This is a genomic window from Streptomyces sp. NPDC031426, assembly GCF_055581585.1.
Map to the genome: position 1 here is coordinate 323,793 of NZ_JBVIJE010000006.1, position 23,383 is coordinate 347,175.

At 72.5% G+C, this 23,383-nt stretch carries 18 protein-coding genes; 13 read left to right on the forward strand and 5 right to left on the reverse strand.

The window, feature by feature from the left end; all coding sequences use genetic code 11:
* Positions 1-245 precede the first annotated feature (245 nt).
* The 4 genes from ACZ5NH_RS14710 to nudC all read left to right on the forward strand — a co-directional run bounded on the left by ACZ5NH_RS14710 (position 246) and on the right by nudC (position 9,899).
* A complete protein-coding gene (locus tag ACZ5NH_RS14710; RefSeq protein ID WP_468775264.1) occupies positions 246-3,677 on the forward strand; it encodes an ATP-dependent helicase in 3,432 nt (1,143 codons plus the stop codon).
* Positions 3,678-3,791: 114 nt separating this feature from the next.
* Complete coding sequence (locus tag ACZ5NH_RS14715; protein WP_468775266.1) at positions 3,792-7,343, forward strand: UvrD-helicase domain-containing protein; 3,552 nt, start codon at positions 3,792-3,794, stop codon at positions 7,341-7,343.
* A 53-nt stretch (positions 7,344-7,396) separates the two neighbouring features.
* On the forward strand, positions 7,397-8,800 hold the full coding sequence (locus tag ACZ5NH_RS14720) for a dipeptidase (protein WP_468775268.1): 1,404 nt from the start codon (positions 7,397-7,399) through the stop codon (positions 8,798-8,800).
* 154 nt (positions 8,801-8,954) lie between these two features.
* On the forward strand, positions 8,955-9,899 hold the full coding sequence (gene nudC / locus ACZ5NH_RS14725) for an NAD(+) diphosphatase (protein ID WP_388620594.1): 945 nt from the start codon (positions 8,955-8,957) through the stop codon (positions 9,897-9,899).
* Between the two features lie 74 nt (positions 9,900-9,973).
* On the opposite strand, the gene ACZ5NH_RS14730 is transcribed toward nudC, so the two are convergent.
* On the reverse strand, positions 9,974-10,216 hold the full coding sequence (locus tag ACZ5NH_RS14730; RefSeq protein ID WP_030649619.1) for a mycoredoxin: 243 nt from the start codon (positions 10,214-10,216) through the stop codon (positions 9,974-9,976).
* Positions 10,217-10,341: 125 nt separating this feature from the next.
* Between ACZ5NH_RS14730 and ACZ5NH_RS14735 the strand changes: the two genes are divergently transcribed.
* The 5 genes from ACZ5NH_RS14735 to ACZ5NH_RS14755 all read left to right on the forward strand — a co-directional run bounded on the left by ACZ5NH_RS14735 (position 10,342) and on the right by ACZ5NH_RS14755 (position 14,289).
* Complete coding sequence (locus ACZ5NH_RS14735) at positions 10,342-12,594, forward strand: ATP-dependent DNA helicase UvrD2 (RefSeq protein WP_468775271.1); 2,253 nt, start codon at positions 10,342-10,344, stop codon at positions 12,592-12,594.
* A gap of 163 nt (positions 12,595-12,757) precedes the next feature.
* Positions 12,758-13,078: a hypothetical protein gene (locus ACZ5NH_RS14740; protein WP_451553004.1), complete on the forward strand. Its 321-nt coding sequence runs from the start codon at positions 12,758-12,760 to the stop codon at positions 13,076-13,078.
* A gap of 172 nt (positions 13,079-13,250) precedes the next feature.
* The gene (locus ACZ5NH_RS14745; protein ID WP_023546912.1) at positions 13,251-13,619 is read left to right on the forward strand and encodes a WhiB family transcriptional regulator; all 369 of its coding nucleotides are present in this window, start codon (positions 13,251-13,253) and stop codon (positions 13,617-13,619) included.
* Complete coding sequence (locus tag ACZ5NH_RS14750; protein WP_388620605.1) at positions 13,616-13,939, forward strand: hypothetical protein; 324 nt, start codon at positions 13,616-13,618, stop codon at positions 13,937-13,939. Before ACZ5NH_RS14745 ends, ACZ5NH_RS14750 begins: the two co-directional genes overlap by 4 nt.
* Positions 13,940-14,076: 137 nt before the next feature.
* Positions 14,077-14,289: a hypothetical protein gene (locus ACZ5NH_RS14755; protein ID WP_388620608.1), complete on the forward strand. Its 213-nt coding sequence runs from the start codon at positions 14,077-14,079 to the stop codon at positions 14,287-14,289.
* Positions 14,290-14,386: 97 nt separating this feature from the next.
* Here the strand turns inward: ACZ5NH_RS14755 and ACZ5NH_RS14760 are convergent, their stop codons facing one another.
* Both ACZ5NH_RS14760 and ACZ5NH_RS14765 read right to left on the reverse strand, forming a co-directional pair.
* Positions 14,387-15,796, reverse strand: a complete 1,410-nt coding sequence (locus ACZ5NH_RS14760; RefSeq protein ID WP_468775274.1) for an ABC1 kinase family protein — start codon at positions 15,794-15,796, stop codon at positions 14,387-14,389.
* Complete coding sequence (locus tag ACZ5NH_RS14765; protein ID WP_468775276.1) at positions 15,789-17,003, reverse strand: TOMM precursor leader peptide-binding protein; 1,215 nt, start codon at positions 17,001-17,003, stop codon at positions 15,789-15,791. Before ACZ5NH_RS14765 ends, ACZ5NH_RS14760 begins: the two co-directional genes overlap by 8 nt.
* Before the next feature lie 327 nt (positions 17,004-17,330).
* Between ACZ5NH_RS14765 and ACZ5NH_RS14770 the strand changes: the two genes are divergently transcribed.
* The 4 genes from ACZ5NH_RS14770 to ACZ5NH_RS14785 all read left to right on the forward strand — a co-directional run bounded on the left by ACZ5NH_RS14770 (position 17,331) and on the right by ACZ5NH_RS14785 (position 21,226).
* A complete protein-coding gene (locus ACZ5NH_RS14770) occupies positions 17,331-17,927 on the forward strand; it encodes a M48 metallopeptidase family protein (RefSeq protein WP_388620617.1) in 597 nt (198 codons plus the stop codon).
* A gap of 129 nt (positions 17,928-18,056) precedes the next feature.
* Entirely contained in the window at positions 18,057-19,760 is a 1,704-nt protein-coding gene (locus ACZ5NH_RS14775; RefSeq protein ID WP_468775278.1) for a TerD family protein, read from the forward strand.
* A gap of 12 nt (positions 19,761-19,772) precedes the next feature.
* The gene (locus tag ACZ5NH_RS14780) at positions 19,773-20,453 is read left to right on the forward strand and encodes an AIM24 family protein (RefSeq protein ID WP_388620623.1); all 681 of its coding nucleotides are present in this window, start codon (positions 19,773-19,775) and stop codon (positions 20,451-20,453) included.
* Between the two features lie 17 nt (positions 20,454-20,470).
* Complete coding sequence (locus ACZ5NH_RS14785) at positions 20,471-21,226, forward strand: AIM24 family protein (RefSeq protein WP_468775281.1); 756 nt, start codon at positions 20,471-20,473, stop codon at positions 21,224-21,226.
* A gap of 63 nt (positions 21,227-21,289) precedes the next feature.
* Here the strand turns inward: ACZ5NH_RS14785 and ACZ5NH_RS14790 are convergent, their stop codons facing one another.
* Positions 21,290-21,811, reverse strand: a complete 522-nt coding sequence (locus tag ACZ5NH_RS14790) for an NUDIX hydrolase (protein WP_468775283.1) — start codon at positions 21,809-21,811, stop codon at positions 21,290-21,292.
* The gene (locus ACZ5NH_RS14795; protein WP_388620631.1) at positions 21,808-23,241 is read right to left on the reverse strand and encodes a zinc-dependent metalloprotease; all 1,434 of its coding nucleotides are present in this window, start codon (positions 23,239-23,241) and stop codon (positions 21,808-21,810) included. Before ACZ5NH_RS14795 ends, ACZ5NH_RS14790 begins: the two co-directional genes overlap by 4 nt.
* Between the last annotated feature and the right edge of the window lie 142 nt (positions 23,242-23,383).

Below are 23,383 nucleotides of genomic sequence, written 5' to 3' on the forward strand. Positions count from 1 at the left end.
TTCGATGCCCTCGGGGAGAGCCCATGGCACGTACGGGTGACACGGGGGACATCCGTGGCATGACGTACGTTCGTGGGTTGTGGGGCACGCGTGGCATGAGCGCCGCGAGGGAAGAAGCGGAAGCCCTGCTTCCGTCCGGTGCGGCGGCGTAGCGTCGGCTGCACGTGTCCCCCTCACCCCGCGGTCACCGCCTCGCACGCGTGACCGCCCGCCCACCAGCACGAACACCAGGACCGGCCGATCAAGTGAGCTCCTCTTCCTCCACCAGGCGCCTGCCGCACCCCCCGGTGCGGCAGGGGGGCCGTGGCGCTTACCGACTGGTCCGTACCCCGCCGGCCGCCATGGACCCCCCTCGTCTGGACGCGGCTCAGCGCGCCGTGGTTGACCACAGCGCCGGACCCTTGCTCGTCCTCGCCGGCCCCGGCACCGGCAAGACCACCACCCTCGTCGAGTCCGTGGCCGCGCGGATCGCCCGCGGCGCCGATCCCGAACGCATCCTGGTGCTGACGTTCAGCCGCAAGGCCGCCGTCGACCTGCGCGACCGCATGGCCCTGCGCATCGGCGCCGCCCGCGCGCCCCGGGCGACCACGTTCCACTCGTACTGCTACGCGCTCGTGCGCGCCCACCAGGACAGCGGCCTGTTCACCGAGCCGCTGCGGCTGCTCTCCGGCCCGGAGCAGGACGTCACCGTCCGCGAGCTGCTCGCCGGGCAGCCGGAACTGCAGCGGCTCGGACTGGCGCATGTGCGCTGGCCCGACGAGCTGCGCGCCTGCCTGACCACGCGGGGCTTCGCCGACGAGGTCCGCGCGGTCCTCGCCCGCAGTCGCGAGCTGGGCCTCGGCCCCGGCGCACTGGACGCCTTCGCCCGCCGTATCGGCCGCCCCGACTGGCGCGCCGCCGCCGCGTTCCTCGCCGAGTACCTGGACGTGCTCGACATGCAGGGCGTGATCGACTACACGGAACTGGTCCACCGCGCGGTCCTGCTCGCCCGCCGCCCGGAGACCGCCGCACGGCTCGCCGCCCAGTACGACGCCGTGTACGTCGACGAGTACCAGGACACCGACCCTGCCCAGGTACGGCTCCTGCACGCACTGGCCGGCGGCGGACGGACCCTGGTCGCCCTCGGCGATCCCGACCAGTCGATCTACGCCTTCCGGGGCGCCGACGTGAACGGCATCCTCGACTTCCCGGCGGCCTTCCCGCGCGCGGACGGCCGCCCCGCCCCCGTCGAGGTGCTGCGCACCTCCCGCCGTTCCGGTGCCGCCCTACTGGCCGCCACCCGGCTGATCACCCAGCGCATGCCGCTGCCCCGGCTGCCCGCCGACAAGGTTCGCGTCCACCGTGAGCCGGCCGCCGTACGCGACGGGGGCCGCGTGGAGGTCTACACGTACCCGACGGCAGGTACGGAACTGGACAACATCGCGGACATCCTGCGCCGCGCGCACCTGGAGGACGGCGTCGCCTGGAGCGACATGGCCGTCCTGGTCCGAGCCGGCGCCCGCACCCTGCCGACCCTGCGCCGCGCCCTCACCGCGGCCGGCGTTCCGCTGGACATCGACGGCGACGACCTGCCCCTGCGCCACGAGCCGGCGGTGGCGCCGCTGCTGACGGCCCTGCGCGCGGTGGCCACGGCGGAGGCCCGGCGCCACGAGGAGAACGCGGGCGTGCTCTCCCCTGCCGCCGAATCTGTCGGGACTGCCTCGGACGATCCTGAGGAGACCGGCCCAGAAAAGACCGTCGCCGCGGACGCCGCCCCCGAAGACACCGCCTCCGAAGACATGGCGGAGCCGGCCCCGGACCTCTCCTGGCTCGACACCGAGACCGCGCTCACCCTGCTCGCCTCCCCCCTCGCCGGCATGGACCCCGCCGACCTGCGCCGCCTCGGCCGCGCCCTGCGCGAGGAGGAGCGGGTGGCCGGCAACCCGCTGCCACCCCCCTCCGACGTACTCCTCGCACGGGCGCTTGCCGAGCCCGAGCGCCTGGCCGTGCACGACCCGGCGTACGCGCGCGGCGCGCAGCGCCTCGGCGCGCTGCTGCGCAAGGCCCGCGAGCGCCTCGCGGGCGGCGGTACGGCCGAGGAGGCGCTGTGGGACCTGTGGGAGGGCACGCCATGGCCCACGCGCCTGGAACGGGCCGCCCGGCGCGGCGGCGCGGCCGGCCGCAACGCCGACCGGGACCTGGACGCCGTGTGCGCGCTGTTCGCCACCGCCGCGCGCGCGGAGGAGCGCACCGGAGGCCGTGGCGCGCTCAACTTCCTGGAGGAGATCGAGGCCCAGGACATCGCCGCCGACACGCTCACGCGCCGCGCGGTACGCCCCGACGCCGTCCGTCTGATGACCGCGCACCGCGCCAAGGGCCTGGAGTGGCGGCTGGTCGTCGTCGCCGGTGTCCAGGAGGGCCTGTGGCCCGACCTGCGTCGGCGCGGCTCCCTCCTGGAAGCCGACCGCATCGGCCGCGACGGACTCGCCGAACCGCTCACCCAGGGCGCCCTGCTCGCCGAGGAGCGCAGGCTGTTCTACGTGGCCGCCACGCGCGCGCGTGAACGCCTCGTCGTCACCGCGGTGAAGGCACCGGCCGACGACGGCGACCAGCCGTCCCGCTTCCTGACCGAACTCGGCGTCGAGCCGAAGGACGTCACCGGCCGCCCCCGCCGCCCGCTGTCCGTGGCCGCGCTCGTCGCCGAGCTGCGCGCCACCACGGTCGACCCGCGCGCGACCGCCGCCCTGCGGGAGGCCGCCGCCCGCCGCCTGGCCCGGCTCGCCGCCCTCGCCGACGAGGACGGCCGCCCGCTGGTGCCCTCCGCGCACCCCTACCGCTGGTGGGGCATGTACGACCCGACCGAGAGCAAGGTGCCGCTGCGCCACCGCGACCGGCCGGTCGTGCTCTCCGGCAGCGCCCTCGACCAGCTCGCCAACACCTGCGCGCTCCAGTGGTTCCTGGGCCGCGAGGTGAAGGCCGACGCCCCGGCCACCACCGCACAGGGCTTCGGCAACGTCGTCCACGTCCTCGCCGACGAGGTCGCCTCCGGCCGCAGCCCGGCCGACCTCGACGTCCTCATGGAACGCCTGGACTCGGTGTGGAACGCGCTCGCCTTCGACGCGCCCTGGAAGTCGCAGCAGGAGAAGGACAACGCGCGCGTGGCGCTCGAACGCTTCCTGAACTGGCATGTGCTGGACCGCACCGGCCGCACCCCGGTCGCGAGCGAGCAGGACTTCGACGTCACCCTCGAAGCGGGCGACTACCAGGTCCGCATCCGCGGCCAGATGGACCGTGTGGAAACGGACGCCGAGGGCCGCGCCTACGTGGTGGACTTCAAGACCGGCAAGCAGGCACCCAGCGCCGCCGAGGTGGCCCGCCATCCCCAGCTCGCCGTCTACCAGCTGGCCGTCCAGGAGGGCGCCGTCGACGAGGCCTTCGACGGCGCACGTCCCGAATCCGGCGGCGCCGAACTGGTGCACCTCAGGCAGGGCGCCGCCAGACGCGACGGCGGCGACAGCCTGCCCAAGACGCAGACCCAGGAACCGCTGTCGGGGGAGTGGGTCGGCGAGCTGCTGGCCACCGCCGCCGGCAAGGTCCTCGACGAGCGGTTCGCGCCGAACACCGGCCAGCACTGCACGCACTGCGCGTTCCGTGCCTCGTGCAGCGCCCGTCCCGAGGGACGGCACGTGATCGACTGAGCCACCGGGGATGCCGGAGTGACGCACGGCACCACATGCGCTGACCTGCACTTCTTGCTCCCGGAGGGCCGATCGGGGCTCGACTGTCAGTCCCCGCCGCTAGCCTTTTGCGACATGTCCGCCCGCATCACCGACCCCGAGCAGCTCAAAGAGCTCCTCGGCATCCCGTTCACCCCGGAGCAGACGGCCTGCATCACCGCGCCGCCCGCCCCGCAGGTGATCGTGGCCGGAGCCGGGTCGGGCAAGACCACCGTGATGGCCGCCCGCGTGGTCTGGCTGGTCGGCACCGGCCAGGTCGCCCCCGCACAGGTCCTCGGCCTGACCTTCACCAACAAGGCCGCAGGCGAGCTGGCCGAACGCGTCCGCAAGGCCCTGATCAAGGCCGGCGTCACCGACCCGGACGCCCTCCCGTCACCCGACCACCACCCCTCAACGACACTGCTTCGCGCTGACTCCTTCTCGTCGGACCCGGACAACCCGCCCGGCGAGCCGGTCATCTCGACGTACCACGCCTTCGCCGGCCGCCTCCTCACCGACCACGGACTACGCCTCGGCCTGGAGCCAACCTCCCGGCTGCTCGCCGACGCCACGCGCTACCAGCTCGCCGCGCGCGTGCTGCGTGAGGCCCCCGGCCCCTACCCCGCGCTGACCCGCTCCTTCGCCGACCTCGTCAGCGACCTGCTCGCCCTCGACTCCGAACTCGCCGAACACCTCGTCGACCCCGAGGAACTGCGCTCCTGGGACGCCGACCTGCTGCGCACCCTCCAGAGCGCCAAGCTCACCAACGCCGACCTGCGCAAGGTGCCCGAGACGGCCGCCGCCCGCCGCGAACTGGCCGACCTCGTCCGCCGCTACCGGACGGCCAAACGCGAACGCGACCTGCTCGACTTCGGCGACCAGATCGCCCTGTCCGCCCGCCTCGCCCGCATCCCCGAGGTGGGCCGGCTGCTGCGCGAGGAGTTCCGCGTGGTGCTCCTGGACGAGTACCAGGACACCTCCGTCGCCCAACGTGTCCTGCTCGCGGGCCTGTTCGGCGGCGGCACGGGCCATCCCGTGACCGCGGTCGGCGACCCCTGCCAGGCCATCTACGGCTGGCGCGGCGCCTCCGTCGCCAACCTGGACGACTTCCCCGCGCACTTCGCGCACGCCGACGGCCGCCGAGCCACCCGGCAGGCCCTCAGCGAGAACCGCCGCAGCGGCGGCCGCCTCCTCGACCTCGCCAACGGCCTCGCCGAACCCCTGCGTGCCATGCACGCGGGCGTGGAGGCCCTGCGCCCGGCCCCCGGCGCCGAGTACGACGGCACGGTCCGCTGCGCGCTGCTGCCCACCCACGCCGAGGAACTCGACTGGATCGCCGACTCGATCGCCCACCTCGTGCACACCGGCACGGCCCCCGGCGAGATCGCCGTACTGTGCCGTACGGCCACCGACTTCGCCGAGATCCAGGGCGCCCTCGTGGCACGGGACGTCCCCGTCGAGGTGGTCGGCCTGTCCGGGCTGCTGCACCTGCCCGAGGTCGCCGACCTCGTCGCCGTCTGCGAGGTCCTGCAGGACCCCGGCGCCAACGCCGCCCTGGTGCGCCTGCTGACCGGCCCGCGCTGGCGCATCGGCCCCCGCGACCTCGCCCTGCTGGGCCGCCGCGCCCGCCTGCTGGTCGCCCACGCACGCGTGGACGACGGCGACGACCCCGACCGCCGGCTCGCCGCCGCCGTCGAAGGGGTCGACCCCGCCGAGGTGATCTCGCTCGCGGACGCCCTCGACACCTTCCTCGAAGCACCCATGGACGCCGAGGCGCACGACGACGGGCTGCCGTTCTCCCCGGACGCGCGCGTGCGCTTCGCCCGCCTGGCCGCCGAACTGCGCGACCTGCGCCGCTCGCTGTCCGACCCGCTGATGGACGTCCTGCACCGCGTGCTCGCCGTCACCGGCCTGGAAGTGGAGCTGTCGGCGTCCCCGCACGCCCTGGCCGCCCGCCGCCGCGAGACCCTGTCCAACTTCCTGGACGTCGCCGCGTCCTTCGCGGCGAGCGACGCCGAGGCCACCCTGCTCGCCTTCCTCGGCTTCCTGCGCACCGCAGCGCAGTACGAGAAGGGCCTCGACAACGCCCTGCCCGGCGGCGAGAACACCGTCAAGGTGCTCACCGCCCACAAGTCCAAGGGCCTGGAGTGGGACGTCGTGGCCGTCCCCGGCCTGGTCAAGGGCACCTTTCCCAGCGCACAGGGCCGCGAGAAGTGGACGGCGCAGGCCAAGGTGGTGCCGCACGCCCTGCGCGGCGACACCGACACCCTGCCCGATGTCGACAGCTGGGACGCGCGCGGCATGAAGGCCTTCCACGAGGCCATGAAGGACCACCAGCACACCGAGGAGCTCCGCCTCGGCTACGTCACCTTCACCCGCCCCCGCTCGCTGCTGCTCGGCTCCGGCCACTGGTGGGGGCCCAGCCAGAAGAAACCACGCGGCCCCTCCGACTTCCTCCGGGCCCTCCACGACCACTGCGCCGCCGGACACGGCGAGATCGAGGCCTGGGCCGAGGAGCCCGCCGAGGACGAGGAGAACCCCGCCCTGCACACGGCCGGCGCCGACCAGGTGTGGCCGCTCCCGCTGGACGCCGCCGCCCTGGCCCGCCGCCGCGCGGCCGCCGAGACCGTCCTCGCCCACCTGGACGCCCTCGCCGCCCAGGACACCACGCACCCGCCGGCCGCCCACGACCCCGCTGCCCTCGACGACCCGGCCTGGCCCCCGCCCCCGGACGACGACCCCTACGGCGAGGAGCCGTACGAGGGCCTGCCCGAGGATCCGTACGGGGACGAGTTCCCGTACGACGACGGCGGCCCCGATGCGCAGGATCCCGACAGCTGGGACTCCTGGAGCGCCGAGCGGCCGACCGTTCCCCACCAGGCACCCGCGCCCGGCGCACGCGCTCCGCGCACCCCCGGTCCCGCGCCCGAGACCTCTCTCACCCCCGAGGAGGCCCGCACCATCGCCTCCTGGGACCGTGACCTGGACGCGCTCAGCGGAGAACTGCTGCGCGCCCGGCAGACCGTCACCGACGTCCCGCTGCCCGCCGCGCTCACCGCCACCCAACTGCTGCGCCTGGCCGAGGACCCGGACGGGCTCGCGCAGGAACTCGCGCGCCCCATGCCACGCCCTCCGCAACCGGCCGCGCGCCGGGGCACCCGGTTCCACGCCTGGGTCGAAGCCCGCTTCGAGGAACTGACGCTCCCCCTGCTGGAACCCGACGAGCTGCCCGGCAGCGACGCCGAGATCGCCGACGAACAGGACCTGGAAGCCCTCAAGGAGGCCTTCGAAAGCACCGAGTACGCCCGGCGCACCCCCTACCGCGTCGAAGCGCCCTTCCAGCTCACCCTCGCCGGCCGCGTCGTACGGGGCCGCATCGACGCCGTCTACAGACACGGCGACGGCGACGGGGCGACGTACGAGATCGTCGACTGGAAGACCAGCCGTACCCGCACCGCCGACCCGCTCCAGCTCGCCGTGTACCGGCTGGCCTGGGCCGAGCAGCAGGGCGTGCCCCCCGAGTCCGTCACGGCCGCCTTCCTGTACGTGCGCACCGGCGAGGTCGTACGGCCGCAGGACCTGCCGGACCGGGCCGCCCTGGAACGGCTCCTCACGGAAGACACCGAAACGGCACACCCGGCAATCTGAGTGTGACGAACCGCCCGCCGAGGATGTCCGTGCGGGCCGATAGGCTCGTGAACATGAGCCAGACCCCGGACAGCGCCGTCCGCACGTACATCGAGCAGCACCGCGCCACCTTCCTCGACGACCTCGCGGCATGGCTGCGCATCCCCTCCGTGTCGGCCCAGCCCGACCACGTGCCCGACGTACGGCGCAGCGCCGACTGGCTCGCCGCCAAGCTCAAGGAGACCGGCTTCCCGACCGCCGAGGTCTGGCAGACCCCCGGCGCCCCGGCCGTCTTCGCCGAGTGGCCCTCCGGCGACCCCGAGGCACCCACCGTCCTCGTCTACGGCCACCACGACGTACAGCCCGCCGCCCGCGAGGACGGCTGGGACACCGACCCCTTCGAGCCGGTCGTCCGCGGAAACCGTCTCTACGCGCGCGGGGCGGCCGACGACAAGGGCCAGGTGTTCTTCCACACGCTCGGCGTCCGCGCCCACCTCGCCGCCACCGGCCGCACCGCCCCCGCGGTCAACCTGAAACTCCTGATCGAGGGCGAGGAGGAGTCCGGCTCCCCGCACTTCCGGGCCCTGGTCGAGGAGCACGCGGGCCGGCTCGCCGCCGACGCCGTGATCGTCTCCGACACCGGCATGTGGTCCGAGGACACCCCGACCGTCTGCACCGGCATGCGCGGCCTCGCCGAGTGCGAGATCCGGCTGTACGGCCCCGACCAGGACATCCACTCCGGCTCCTTCGGCGGTGCCGTACCCAACCCGGCCGTCGCCGCCGCCCGCCTGGTCGCAGCCCTGCACGACGAGCACGCGCGCGTGGCGATCCCCGGCTTCTACGACGGCATCGTGGAGCTGACCGACCGAGAGCGCGAGCTGTTCGCCGAGCTGCCCTTCGACGAGCAGCGCTGGCTGGACACCGCCAAGTCCCGCGCCACCCACGGCGAGGCCGGATACACCACCCTCGAACGCATCTGGGCCCGCCCGACCGCCGAGGTCAACGGCATCGGTGGCGGTTACCAGGGCCCCGGCAACAAGACGATCATCCCCTCCTCGGCCATGGTGAAGCTGTCCTTCCGGATGGTCGCCGGCCAGGACCCGGACCACCTCGAGAAGGCCGTCCGCGCCTGGGCCGAGACACAGGTGCCCGCCGGGATCCGGTACGAGATCGGCTTCGGCGCGGCCACCCGCCCATGCCTGACCCCGCTCGACCACCCCGCACTGCAGTCCGTGGTCCGCGCCATGGGCCGCGCCTTCGAGAAGTCGGTCCGCTTCACCCGCGAGGGCGGCTCCGGACCCGCCGCCGACCTCCAGGAGGTCCTCGGCGCCCCCGTGCTCTTCCTGGGCATCTCCGTCCCCTCCGACGGCTGGCACGCCCCGAACGAAAAGGTCGAGCTGGATCTCCTCCTCAAGGGCGTCGAGACCAGCGCCTATCTGTGGGGTGACCTGGCCGAGCACTGGCGTCACACGCCCTGACCGGCCGGTGCCGTACGGGTGGGCACAGCGCGCGGGGCACACTGGAAGGACCGTCCCGCCCGTCCCACCCGCGCCCGGCCCGGTGCCCTCCCGCCCACGTCCCGCCGAACCGCCCGCCGAACGAACCGCTGCACTGGGGGAGTTGGAAGCACCCGTGACCACCTGGACCGACGACACAGCCGACCGTCCCATCTCGCTGACCGCCCCGAACGGCATCGACCGCGCCGCCCACCACCGGCTCGACGAGGCCTGGCTCGCGGCGGCGTGGAGCCACCCCACGACCCGCTGCTTCGTGGTCTCCGGCGGCCAGGTGCTCATCGACGAGACCCCGGACGGCCGGACCGAACTCGTCATGACGCCGTCCTTCGAGGCCCCCCTCACCGAGGCCCACCGCTACTTCCTCGGCATCGACGAGGACGGCGTCAGCTACTTCGCGCTCCAGAAGGACGCGCTGCCCGGCCGTATCGACCAGTCCGCACGGCCCGCCGGGCTGCGCGAGGCCGGCCTGCTGCTCTCGCCGCGCGACACCGGGCTGATGGTGCACGCGGTCGGCCTGGAGAACTGGCAGCGCACCCATCGTTTCTGCTCCCGCTGCGGGGAACGCACGGTCATCGCCGCCGCCGGCCACATCCGCCGCTGCCCGGCCTGCGGCGCCGAGCACTACCCGCGCACCGATCCGGCCGTGATCATGGCCGTGACCGACGCGGACGACCGCATCCTGCTCGGCCGCCAGGTCCACTGGCCCGAGGGCCGCTTCTCCACGCTCGCCGGCTTCGTCGAACCCGGCGAGTCCATCGAGCAGGCGGTGCGCCGCGAGGTGTCCGAGGAGGTAGGCGTCACCGTCGGACCCGTGGAGTACGTGGCCAGCCAGCCCTGGCCCTTCCCGTCCAGCCTGATGCTCGGCTTCATGGCCCGCGCCACCTCGACCGAGATCGACGTCGACGGCGACGAGATCCACGAGGCCCGCTGGTTCTCCCGCGAGGAACTGCACGACGCCTTCGAATCCGGCGAGGTACTGCCGCCCTACGGCATCTCCATCGCGGCCCGCCTGATCGAGATGTGGTACGGCAAGCCGCTGCCGACACGCAGCTTCGTCTGAAGTCACAGCAGGGCGGCCCCCGATCCTTTCAGGGGCCGCCCTGCTGTGTGGTCACCGCGGAAACCCGCGGAGCGTCAGGCGGCGAGCTTCTGCTTCACCTGGGCGAGCGACGGGTTCGTCAGCGTGGAACCGTCCGCGAAGAGCACCGTCGGGACCGTCTGGTTTCCGCCATTCGCCTTCTCCACGAAAGCGGCGGACTCCGGGTCCTGCTCGATGTTGATCTCGGTGTAGGCGATGCCCTCCCGGTCCAGCTGGCTCTTCAGCCGCCGGCAGTAGCCGCACCAAGTCGTGCTGTACATCGTCACAGTGCCCTGCATGTCTCTCGCGCTCCTCAGGCAGCTCGGAAAGTCGTCCGGGGGAAGAACGTACGCGAGCCGTCCGCCATTCCCGCCCGGGGTATCCACAGGCGGCTGTGACGCCTGCCGCATTCATACGACTATCTGTGCCCGCCTGTGGACAACCGGCACGGCAGTCCCGGGCGACCTGGCAGCATGGCGGTGTGACAGCAGCACCGCACTCCACCCTCTTCCCGCAGGCACCGGACTCTGCCGACGCGGTGCTCGAAGGGCTCGACCCCGAGCAGCGCGCGGTGGCCACCGCCCTGCACGGCCCGGTGTGCGTCCTGGCCGGAGCGGGCACGGGCAAGACACGGGCGATCACCCACCGCATCGCCTACGGCGTGCGCGCCGGCATCCTCCAGCCCTCCAGCGTGCTCGCCGTCACCTTCACCAACCGCGCCGCCGGAGAGATGCGCGGCCGGCTGCGCCAGCTCGGCGCCCACGGCGTCCAGGCCCGCACCTTCCACTCCGCCGCCCTGCGCCAGCTCCAGTACTTCTGGCCGAAAGCGATCGGTGGCGGCATGCCCCGGCTCGTCGACCGCAAGATCCAGCTCGTCGCCGACGCGGCCGCACGACTGGGCACCCGGCTCGACCGGGGCGAGCTGCGCGACGTCACCGCCGAGATCGAATGGTCCAAGGTCACCCAGACGATCCCCGCCGACTACCCGTACGCGGCCGCGAAGGCCGGCCGCGAGGCCCCCCGCGACCCCGCCGAGATCGCCCACCTCTACGCGGCCTACGAAGACCTCAAGCGCGACCGCGCCGTGATCGACTTCGAGGACGTCCTGCTGCTGACCGTCGCCATCCTCCAGGACCGGCACGACATCGCCGAACAGGTCCGCGCGCAGTACCAGCACTTCGTCGTCGACGAATACCAGGACGTCAGCCCCCTGCAGCAGCGGATGCTGGAACTCTGGCTCGGCGACCGCGACAACCTGTGCGTCGTCGGCGACGCCAGCCAGACGATCTACTCGTTCACCGGAGCAACGCCCGACCACCTCCTCGACTTCCGCACCCGGCACCCCGGCGCCACCGTCGTCAAACTCGTCCGTGACTACCGCTCCACCCCCCAGGTGGTCCACCTCGCCAACGGCCTGCTCGCCCAGGCCCGCGGCCGCGCCGCCGACCACCGGCTGGAACTGGTCTCCCAGCGGCCCCCCGGCCCCGAGCCCGTCTACACCGAGTACACCGACGAACCGGCCGAGGCCGAAGGCGCCGCCCGCCGCATCCGCGAACTGATCGACGCGGGCGTCCCGGCCGCCGAGATCGCCGTCCTGTTCCGTACGAACGCCCAGTCCGAGACCTACGAGCAGGCCCTCGCCGACGCCGGCGTCCCCTACCAGCTACGCGGCGCCGAGCGCTTCTTCGACCGCCCCGAGGTCCGCAAGGCCGGCATCGCCCTGCGCGGCGCCGCCCGCTTCGGCGGCAACGACTCCCTGCTGGACGACGCCGTGGACCTGCCCTCCCAGGTGCGCGCCGTCCTGTCCGGAGAGGGCTGGACCACCGAGCCCCCGGCCGGCTCCGGCGCCGTCAGAGAACGCTGGGAGTCCCTTGCCGCCCTCGTCGGCCTCGCCCACGACCTCGCCGCCGCCCGACCCGGCGCCACCCTTGGCGACTTCGTGGCGGAACTCGACGAGCGGGCGAACGCCCAGCACGCCCCGACCGTCCAGGGCGTCACCCTCGCCTCCCTGCACGCCGCCAAGGGCCTGGAGTGGGACGTCGTCTTCCTGGTCGGCATCGCCGAGGGCATGCTCCCCATCACCTACGCCAGGACCGACGAGCAGATCGAGGAAGAACGCCGGCTCCTCTACGTCGGCGTCACCCGTGCGCGGGAACGGCTCCACCTCTCCTGGGCGCTGTCCCGCTCACCCGGAACCCGCCCCAACCGCAGACCCAGCCACTTCCTCGAGGGATTGCGCCCCGGCACCACCCCCACCGTCGGCCACGCCGACACCGCCGTCACCGGAGGCATCGAGCGCGGGACCACAATCGGCACCCTCGCCGCTCCCCGCCGTACCCAGCGCACCCCCGCCCGCTGCCGGGTCTGCGGCCGCACGCTCACCGACGCCGGCGAGATGAAGCTGATGCGCTGCGAGGACTGCCCCTCGGACATGGACGAAGGGCTCTACGCACGGCTGCGGGAGTGGCGGGCGATCCAGGCCGAGCGCAGCGGACAACCGGACTTCTGCGTCTTCACCGACCGCACCCTGATGGCCATCGCCGAGGCACGGCCCGAGAGTCCCGCCGAGCTCTCCCGCATCCCCGGTGTCCTCAGCCGCAAGCTGCGCAGCTACGGAACCGACGTTCTGGCCATCTGCGCAGGCCACGAGGTTGGGGAAGGCGACGAGGGCGACTGATGCGAACTCGTCGAAAAAATAGTTTGCGCATGCCCCGGCAATCCCCATAGGTTCTAGGCACGGAAGCAGCGGCCTTCTCGAAGGGCCCGCCTCCGTGATGTACTTGCATATCCGAACGGACTGGTTCACCCAGTCCTTGAGACGCCGAGAGGAGGCGAGTCCAGTGATCAGCATCAACACCAGCACCATCAGCACGGCCAAACTGACCGATCGCTCGACCGTCTCCCTGTGCATGCTCGGCGCCTCCCACCAGGGCACCGGTCTGTCCGGCATCCGTGCCGACCGCCCGGCGTCCTCCCTTGCTCCCGCGGGCCTTCCCGTCCGTGAGCGCAATGAGCGACCGACCAAGGCACTGGAAGCGGTAGCGGCACAGGCGCAGGCCTATGCCTTTGCGGCGGCCGGTGCCGGATTCCGGAAGCAGACGACGCAGCACCACCTGATGTGGGCCTTCCGTGGGCCAGAACCCTGGAGTGATCCAGCCTGATCCGATCAGGCCGGCGCCTTCAGGGCCGCGGAACCCCATCCGGGATCCGCGGCCCTTCTGTTTTCCCTGAACGGGGACGACGGAGCGAAGGGGCCTCGGGACAAGAAAAGAACCCGGTACCAAGCCGACACCCGGTCAACCGGCCGGACCGACCAGACGAGGAAGACCAACCGTGCAACTCGAAGCGCACGCCCCGTCCGTACCGCCTTCGCAAACGATCCCCCCGCCCGGCCTCACGGAGGACTCCACCTTGACCCCCCTCACCGCGCTCACCGCGCTCGACGACGCCATCGAGAACCTCGGCGTACCCGTCCCCTGCCGCTCCTACGACCCGGAGGTCTTCTTCGCCGAGTCGCCGGCGGACGTCGAGTACGCCAAGTCCCTCTGCCGCACCTGCCCGCTGATCGAGGCATGCCTCGCCGGCGCCAAGGAGCGGCGTGAGCCCTGGGGCGTCTGGGGTGGCGAGCTGTTCGTCCAGGGTGTCGTCGTCGCCCGGAAGCGGCCGCGTGGTCGCCCGCGGAAGAACCCGGTCACGGCATGAACACCGCAGGAACCATCGACCGTCCCCTCACGCACGACCCCAAGAAGCAGGCCCCGATGAAGCCGTCCACCAGCGAGCCCGCAGGCTCCGCGACTCCAGACGTCACCACCACCGGCGCGACCGAAGCGCGCCAGAACAGGACCCGAGAGATGCAACTCATGCAAGAAGCCCTGGCTCGTGCGCATATGGACGAGCGACTCCATGACGCCGCGCGGGAGCGCCGGGCCGTGCGCCTGGCGGTCGCCGAGCGGATGCAGCGCCGGGCCGAGCGCGCCTCGCTGCGCGCCCGGCGCGCGCTCGCCATGGCGGTCATGCAGTAACGATCACGCCTGCGGAAGCGGCGGCCTCCCGGACCGGGAGGCGAAGCCTTCTCGAGCGGGGGCCGGTCCGGCTGAACGGACCGGTCCCCGCGGTGCGTTGTACGGCGTTCCGCCGCCTGCGGAGTTATCGTCGCCGGGTGACGAGTCTTCCCGGAGGAAGTGATCAGGGCGGCTCCACCCCGGAGCGCCGCGTTCTCGTGTGCGCCCGCTGCGGAACCCCCGCCGAAGGCCCCCAGCCGGTCACCTGGACCTGCTCCGTGGAGAACGGCGTCCGCCAGTACTTCTGCGACACCTGCTCCAGGGAGAACCTGAGGGCGATCGAGGGGCGGCTGGACTCGTCCTGGTGGTGAGCCGCTCCTCGGGGCCCCTCCCCCCCGCCCCCTCCCCTCCCCTCCCCGCTTTCAAGAATCGCCGGTCACCCGATACGAGGCACCCCGCATCACGGGATCACGCCTCCGCCGCAGGCTCCTCCTCAGGCAGTTCGTCGTCCTTCAGTTCGCCGTCCACCAGTTCGTCCTCGGGGATGTCGAGGACGAACCCCGGCAGCCAGTCCTCCAGCTCCTCGCGGAGTCGTACCGTCGCGCCGAGTTGGCACAGGACGCCGATGGTGCTCAGGGTCACCCGGTGGATCAGCAGATAGGCGGGCGGCAGGTTGAGCCGTTTGCCCAGCTGATAGGCGGGGGAGCGAGGGTCGGCGATGCGCGCGGCCTGGTTGCGCATCCAGGTGCGGCTGAAGGTGAACGCCTCGACCCGGGCCGGTTCGATGATCGGCAGCAGGTAGTCGAGGACCGCGTCGGGGTCCAGCTCTATGGACTCCTTCACGAATCCTTCCTCGCAGAGGAGTTCGTAGACCGTCTCGGCCTCGCCGTCCAGCGTCATACGGAGCGAGATGCCGATCGGAGTCGGCAGACCGCCGGGCAGCCGGTCGACCGTGCCGAAGTCCAGGACGCCCAGGCGCCAGTCGTCCTCGCCGGTCGGGCCGCCGGGCAGCAGCCGGAAGTTGCCGGGATGCGGGTCGGCGTGCAGCAGGCCGGTGCGTGCCGGGCCCGAGAAGAGGAACCGGGCCAGGAGCTGGCCGGCGCGGTCGCGCTGCTCCGGGGTGCCGTCCGAGATCACCTCGGACAGCGGGATGCCGTCGATCCACTCGGTCACCAGGACCTGGTCGCACTGGTGCACCACCGCCGGGACCACCACGTCCGGGTCGTCCGCGAACTCCACCGCGTGGGCGGTCTGGGCCTGCGCCTCCAGTCCGTAGTCCAGCTCCTCGGAGACGCGGTCCTTCAGTTCCGCGATGAGCGGCTTGATGTCCATGCCGGGAATGAGCGGGCCCAAGAGGCGGGCGAAGCGGCTCAGTTGGCCGAGATCGGAGAGCAGGGCCTCGCCGGCGCCCGGGTACTGCACCTTGACCGCCACCTCACGGCCGTCGTGCCACACGGCCCGGTGCACCTGCCCGATCGAGGCCGCCGCGGCCGGCTTGTCCTCGAACTCCTCGAACAGCTCGCGCCAGTCCGGCCCGAGCCGCTCCGCGAGCACCGCGTGCACCGTGCGGGTCGGCATCGGTGGCGCCGCCTCCTGGAGCTTGGTCAGGGCGGCGCGGTAGGGCCCCGCGATCTCCTCGGGCAGCGCGGACTCGAAGACGGACAGGGCCTGCCCGAACTTCATCGCACCGCCCTTCAACTCGCCCAGCACCTTGAACAGCTGCTCCGCCGTGCGCTGTTGCAGTTCCCGGCCGACGATCTCCGCGGACTCGCCCACGATCCGCTTGCCCAGCCCCCAGGTCGCCCGGCCGGCGAAGCCGAGCGGGAGCGCGGCGAGCTTGGCGGTACGGGTGACCGCCTTCCGGGGAAGATCAGACATGCGCCCTCCAAGTCCCAGTCGGCCCCGCCGCGCGTGACTTGCGTCGTCGCTCCGTCGACGGCCGTTGCACCGCCATTGTCGCGCGTGCTTCGCCGACGGTTGAGGGGTGCTCCTCTTCAGGTCTGTCCGCAGCGCCGCACCCGCATGCCGGATGCGGCCGGACCGGTCGGGCGTGCCAGTTCAGGCCGGGGGCGGACACCTCCCAGCGGGTGCCGGTGCTGGACGGCGACTCCCCGTCGAGGAAGGCGAGCGCGTGCGCCGCGGCCAGTCCGGCGACCGCCGTGGCGAGCGTCAGATCGCAGGCTCCGACCCGGCGGGCCCTGGCGCACCGCCACTGGGCGGTCAGCCGGGGCCAGGCCGGGTCCCGGTCCCCGCGGTCGAGGTGCAGACAGCCGGCGCAGCCCGATGCGCCGGGCAGGACGAGCGGTCCGACGACTCCGGTGCCCTCGACGACACCGGCGTACAGATGGGGCGTTCCGGAGGCCATGAGCGGCTCGGTGTCGGCCGGGTCCGGTGCGTGCACGGCGACGTCGTCCCGGGGAGTGAGGATCACCAGGGAGAACCCGGGGTCCTGGGCGCCGGATCCGGGGGAGTGGGCGCGGCGCGGTGGGCGCTCGGGTGCCGCACGGCGCACCGCGGCCCGCGCCGCCGTGTCCCGGCGCTCGCCGAGCGACTCGGCGGGCAGCCCGCCCGGTGCCACGTCCCACGGCTCGACGCGTCCCACGTCTCGTACGTCGACCTCGCCGACTCCGGCGCCCGACAGCGCCGAGGCCAGTACGGCGCCGACGCGTCCCGCGCCCCGGACCTGGACGCGCAGTGCGCGGCGGGCGGCGAGCCGGGCGAGCGCGCCGCCGGGCTCGGCCGTGGTCAGGGACAGCGCGGCGAGGTCGGGGCGCAGCCGCCCCAGGACATGCGTCTTGGTGCGCAGCGCGTCGGCGGCCGGTCCGCCGCCGCGCGCGTCGTCGACGAGGCCCGCGCGGGTCAGCCGTTCCAGCAGGGTGTCGACATGGCCGGCCGGGAGCCGCATGCGGCGGGCCTCCTCGCGGAGCAGCGGCAGTCCGCGCGTGCCGTTGAGCAGGTCGAGGAAGCCGCGCGTGGCCGGGTCCATCGGTCCCAGTGTCAGCGCGTGTGCCTGGGTCATTCCGAACTGCACGGTCTCGCGATCACGCCAGCCGCGCCGCAGCGCGGGTTTCATCACCGGATGCATGACTGGCCCCCGTATCCGTGGAAAGCATCCTGAACATCTCGTCGCCGGTGGAACCGGTCACGCTCCACCGACGCCTGCCAGCATGCCGTGCCAGTCGGCCCGGTGCCGAGGGTTATCCACAGGGTGTGGGTATTTGTCGTATAGGTCGACCGATCAAAGCGTTATAAATCGGTCGGACGGTGGCGGCAAACCGCTCGTACGGAGCCTCGTAAACCGGATGTGCGGATCAGTGGTAGGAATCATAGGAATCAAACGCACGGTGGGGGATCGGCATCGAACCGTTCCGGAGCCGGGACTTCGGCCCTGCCCAGCGGGTAACGTCGGGGCGTGCCCGCCGACCCACTGCACCGTGCCGGAATTCCACAGCGCAGCACGACGAGCCAGCCGCCCGGCGGCTCGGGGGCGAGCGCGATCGAGGTCCGCAGGAGTTCCCGGCGCCGCCGGACGGTCTCCGCGTACCGCGAGGGCGATCGCACCGTCGTACTGATCCCCGCCCGGATGTCGAAGGCGGAGGAACAGCGCTGGATCACCGTCATGCTCGACAAACTCGCTGCCCAGGAGAGCAAGCGGGTGCTCGGCGACGCCGAGCTGGCCGAGCGTGCCGAACGGCTGTCGGCGCAGTACTTCGACGGCCGGGCGCGCCCCGCCTCCGTACGCTGGGTCACCAACCAGAACACGCGCTGGGGTTCGTGCACCCCCGCCGAGGGCAGCATCCGGCTCTCGCACCGGCTGCAGGGAATGCCCGAGTACGTCGTCGACTACGTCCTCTGCCATGAGCTGGCCCATCTGCTGGTCCCCGGTCACGGGCCGGACTTCTGGCGGCTGCTGGAGGCGTATCCGCGCACCGAGCGGGCCCGCGGCTACCTCGAAGGGGTGGTCGCCGCGGAACGGCTGCCGCATGTGCCCGGGGCGCGCGGGGGGTGAACCCGGCGCCGTCCGTCCTCCTCCGGGCGCGGTTGTGTACCGGGTCTGTACCGGCTGCGTCCGCTGTCGGACTTTGCCGTTAGCCTGGCGCGACGCACTCGTATTCGGGATGGGGGACGGTCGTTACGCATGGCCAGGGAATTCCAACGCGGCCACAAGGCCAGGATCAGTGACCTCACGGCCGGCACGGATCTGTACGTGGGCGTGCAGATCTCCGGCCCCGGGCTGACCTTCGACATCAGCTGCTTCGGTCTGGACGCCGACGAGCGCCTCTCGGACGACCGGTACTTCGTCTTCTTCAACCAGCCGAAGTCGCCGGAGGAGTCCATCCAGCTGCTGGGTGCCCAGGCGGGCGACACCGAGTCGTTCCGGGTCACGCTGGACCGGATCCCCCCGCACATCCACAAGCTGGCCTTCACGGCGACCATCGACGGCGCCGGGCAGATGTCGCAGATCGGCCCCGGCTACCTGCGGATCGTGGCGGGCGGTGAGGAGGTCGCGCGGTACTCCTTCAACGGCGCGGAGTTCTCCACCGAGCGGGCCGTGATGGTCGGCGACATCTACCTGAAGGACGTGTGGCGGTTCGCCGCCGTCGGGCAGGGCTTCGACGGCGGACTGGAGGCGCTGCTGAAGAACTTCGGCGGTGAAGTGCTGGAGGAGGAGGCGCCCGCCGCCCCGCAACAGCCGCAGACCGGTGCCGCCCCGGGCTTCGCCCCGCCCGCCCAGGCCGCTGCCCCGCCCGCGTTCGCCGCCCCGGCCGTCCCCGCCCCGGCCCCCGCGCCACAGCCCGCCGCCCAGGGTTTCGCGCCGCCGCCCGGAGCCACAACTCCGCAGGGCTTCACACCGCCCGGCCACACCCCGCCCCCGGCGCCCGCGGCGGACGTGCACGCCGCGCCGACGGTCATCGCCCCCATGACCCCGCCCGTCGGCGGCACGGTCCCGCCGCCGGCCCCGGCCCCCGCACCGTACGGACAGCCCCAGCAGCCGTACGGCCAGCCGCCCCAGCAGCCGTCCTACGGCGGTCAGCCGTCCGCGCCGATGCCGCCGGGCTACGGCCAGCAGCCGCCCTCCTACGGCGGACAGCCCACCGCGCCCATGCCCCCGGGCTACGGGCAGGTACCCGGCCAGCAGCCCGCCGGCTACGGAGTGCCGCAGGGCGCCCCGCAGGGCGGTGCCGGTGTGACGGCCGCGCTGCAGATGTACAAGGAGGCGCCCACCGGGCAGCGTTGGACGCAGCAGAACAAGAAGCTCATCCGCGTCGACCTCGGCATCGGCGGGCAGCCCGTGCTGGCCCGGCAGGGCAGCATGGTGCTCTACCAGGGCAAGGTCGACTTCAGCTACAAGGGCGCCGGATTCGCCGGACGGATCGTCGGCAACGCCACCGGCCAGGAGATGCAGCTGATGCGCTGCACCGGCAACGGCCAGGTGTTCCTCGCCGAGAACGCCACTCATGTGCACCCCGTCGAACTGCAGGGCGACGCGATCTGCGTGTCCGCGGAGAACGTCCTCGCCTTCGACGAGAGCCTGCAGTACGAGGTCCGCCGCATCGAGGGCCACGGCATTCCCGGCGGCGCGCTGTTCACCATGCAGTTCCAGGGCACCGGCACGATCGTCGTCAAGACGCACGGCACGCCCGTGGTCCTGCCGGTCACGCCGACCACCTTCGCCGACTGCAACGCGGTCGTCGCCTGGTCCGCCGCCTCCCAGGTGATCGTCTCCAGCCAGGTCCGCATGCGCCGCAACGCCTACCCGGGCGACACCGGCGAGAGCGTCAACCTCCAGTTCCGGGGCGCGCCCGGCAACTTCATCGTCGTCCAGCCGTACGAGGTCTAAGGGGAGCCCGTCATGAACCAGCCGCTCGCGGGCTACGCCCCCGCACCCGTCACCGCGCGCATGGAGAACCACGGCAGCCACATGCTGAAGGTCGCCATGCAGACCGGGAACGACCTCCTCGCGCGCGTGGGCTCGATGGTCGCCTACGAAGGCTTCATCCAGTACGAGCCCAACCCGCCGGCCGTCCGCCAGATCGCCCGCGACTGGATCACCGGCGAGGGCGCGCCCCTGATGAAGTGCACCGGGGACGGCCTGCTCTACCTCGCCGACTACGGCGCCAACGTCGTCGTGATCAACCTCAACGGTGACGGCATCTCCGTCAACGCCACCAACCTGCTCGCCTTCGACGCCCACCTCAACTGGGGTGTGGAGCGGGTGAAGGGCCTGGCGAAGTTCGCCGGGCAGGGGCTGTGGAACACGAGGATCTCGGGGCAGGGCTGGGTCGCGCTGACCTCCCGCGGCGAGCCGATCGTCGTCGACTGCGGCGGCGGCGAGGACGAGACCTACGTCGACCCGGACGCGCTCGTCGCCTGGTCGCCGAACCTGAAGGTGAAGGGCAAGCGCAGCTTCAAGGCGCAGTCGCTGATCGGCCGGGGCAGCGGTGAGGCCTACCAGATGGCCTTCTCCGGCCAGGGCATCGTCGTCGTCCAGCCCAGTGAGGACAGCACCGACCGCCTCCGGATCCGGGGCTGAGGGGGAGTCACCAAGCCATGCAGAGCCCGCTTTTCGCGCACAACGACGTCCAGACGCAGGAGCGCTGGAGCCTGCAGAACTCGCAGATGCTCCGCGTCACCCTGGAGGGCCACGACGACATCCTCGCCCGCAAGGGCACCATGGTCGCCTACCAGGGGCTGATGGAGTTCGACGCCGAGTACCAGAACAGCAGCCAGGCACGCGCGCGTGCGTACACCGGCGAGGGCCTGGACCTGATGCGCTGTCACGGGCAGGGCACGGTGTATCTCGCCAACCTGGCCCAGCACGTGCACATCATGGACGTCGAGCAGGACGGGCTGACCGTCGACAGCTCGTACGTCCTCGCCATGGACTCCTCGCTGCACTACGAGGTCGTCGCCGTCGACAGCCTCTACGGCATCTCCGGCTCCGGGAAGTACCAGCTGAACATCACCGGGCGCGGCAGGGTCGCCCTGATGACGTCGGGAGCGCCGCTGCTGATGCAGGTGACGCCGGACAAGTACGTCAACTGCGACGCGGACGCGATCGTCGCCTGGTCCACCGGGCTGCGCGTGCAGATGCAGGCGCAGACGCATTCCTCCGGAGTGTGGCGCCGGCGCGGCAGCACCGGTGAGGGCTGGGAGCTGAGCTTCATGGGGTCCGGCTTCGCGCTGGTCCAGCCCAGCGAGCTGCTGCCGCCGCAGAACGCGGTGATCGGGCAGGGCCTCGCCGCACAGTTCGGCATGGGGCAGCACGGTGCACGCGGGCAGAACCAGGGGAACGTCTGGAGCTGAGCCCACAGGTGAGGGGTGGCCGCCCATGGTGGCCACCCCTCACACCGGGCCACGCTCACACCGTCACAGCCTGGCGCGCGTCGCCTCCAGCAGGCGTACGACCGACTCGTCGGCCACTTCGGCCACCTCGTCGTACGGGAACCAGCGCAGGTCGAGCGACTCGTCACTGATCGCCTGCATGGCGCCGGGCGGTGCCAGGGCCGCGTACTGCACGTCGTAGTGCCAGTGGCAGGGCGCCGGGATCGGATGCCGGTCCAGGCGCACCGGGCCGCCGGGCAGCAGGGTCAGCCCGGGGACGCCGGACTCCTCCGTCGCCTCGCGCAGGGCCGCCGCCGCGAGCGACGGGTCGCCCGGTTCGCAGTGGCCGCCCATCTGCAGCCACATCCGCAGCTTCCTGTGCAGGGTGAGCAGCACCCGGCCGTGCTCGGGATCGATGACCAGGGCGCTCGCCGTCACATGGCCGGCCTCGCAGGCCTTCCACATGCCGTCCGGGTGGGCCGCCAGATGGTCGAGGTAGGCCTGGCGCAGCTCGTCCTGGCCCTCGTACCCCTTCAGGACGAGGACCGCGTCGTCGTGCAGGCTCACTCGGCGTCGTCGCCCTCTGCCTCGCCGTCGTCCTTCTTGCGCAGGTCCGGCTTGTCGGCGGCTTCCCCGAGCATCTTGTCCAGCTCGGAGAAGTCCAGCTGCTCGCGGTGCACGAAGCCGTCCGGGTCGTCCAGGTCGGTCGCGGTCGGCAGCATGTCCGGGTGGGCCCACAGACCGTCCCGGCCGTCGACCCCGCGCGCGTCCGTGAGCGAGGCCCACAGGCGGGAGGCGTCGCGCAGCCTGCGCGGGCGCAGCTCCAGGCCGATCAGGGTGGCGAAGGTCTGCTCGGCCGGGCCGCCCGTGGCACGGCGGCGGCGCAGGGTCTCGCGCAGGGCGTCGGCCGACGACAGACGCGGCTTCGCGGCCGCGTGGACCACCGCGTCCACCCAGCCCTCGACGAGCGCCAGCGCGGTCTCCAGCCGGGCCAGGGCGGCCTTCTGCTCCGGCGTGTCCTCCGGCTGGAACATGCCCTGCTGCAAGGCGTCCTGCAGCTGCTCCGGGTTCTGCGGGTCGAACTGGCCGACCACGTCCTCCAGCTTGGCGGTGTCGACCTTGATCCCGCGCGCGTACCCGTCGACCGCGCCGAACAGGTGCGAGCGCAGCCACGGCACGTGCGCGAACAGGCGCTGGTGGGCCGCCTCCCGCAGAGCCAGATACAGCCGCACCTCCTCCTGCGACACGCTGAGGTCCTTGCCGAAGGCCTCCACGTTGGCCGGGAGCAGCGCGGCCTTGCCGGCCGGGCCGAGCGGCAGGCCGATGTCGGTGGAGCCGACGACCTCGCCCGCGAGCACGCCGACGGCCTGACCGATCTGCGTGCCGAACATGGCGCCGCCCATCGAGCGCATCATGCCGATCAGCGGGCCCGCCATGGCCTGCATCTCCTCCGGCAGGACGTCGCCCATGGCCGCGCCGACCCGCTCGGCGACCGGGTCGACCAGTTCCTGCCAGGCCGGCAGGGTCGCCTCGACCCACTCCGCGCGGGACCACGCGACCGCCGAGGCCGAGCCCGACGGCAGGGACGTCACGTCGTCCAGCCACAGGTCGGCCAGGCGGACGGCCTCCTCGACCGCCCTGCGCTCGGCCGGGCCCACGCTGGCGTCCTTCGTGCCGTCCGGGGTGCCCTGGGCGACCGTCTGGCGGGCGATCTGCTTGGCCATGTCCCAGTTCACCGGGCCGCCCTCGTAGGAGAGCATCTGGCCCAGCTGCTGGAACGCGGCGCCCAGATCCGTGGGGTTCAGCGACCCGAACATCGCTGCGAGCGGATTGTCGGCGCCGGGGCCGCCAAAGCCTCCGGCTCCGGGCAGGCCGCCGAAGCCGAACGGATTGGCCGGTCCCTGCCCACCACCGCTCTGCTGGTCCTTCTTCTTGCCCTCGTCGCCGTCTTCCGGCTCCTCCGGCGGAAGGCCGAAACCGAATGGGGTGTCACTCACGGGATTCCTCGGCTGGTAAGGCCACCGGTTCTCTCCGGCGGCGCGGCTGCCCGACAACACCAAGCGTAGACACCCGGACCCGATCGAGCCTCGGTGCTTCGCTCACGGCAGGCCTGCGGCAGGATGGATGCACCTGGTACGT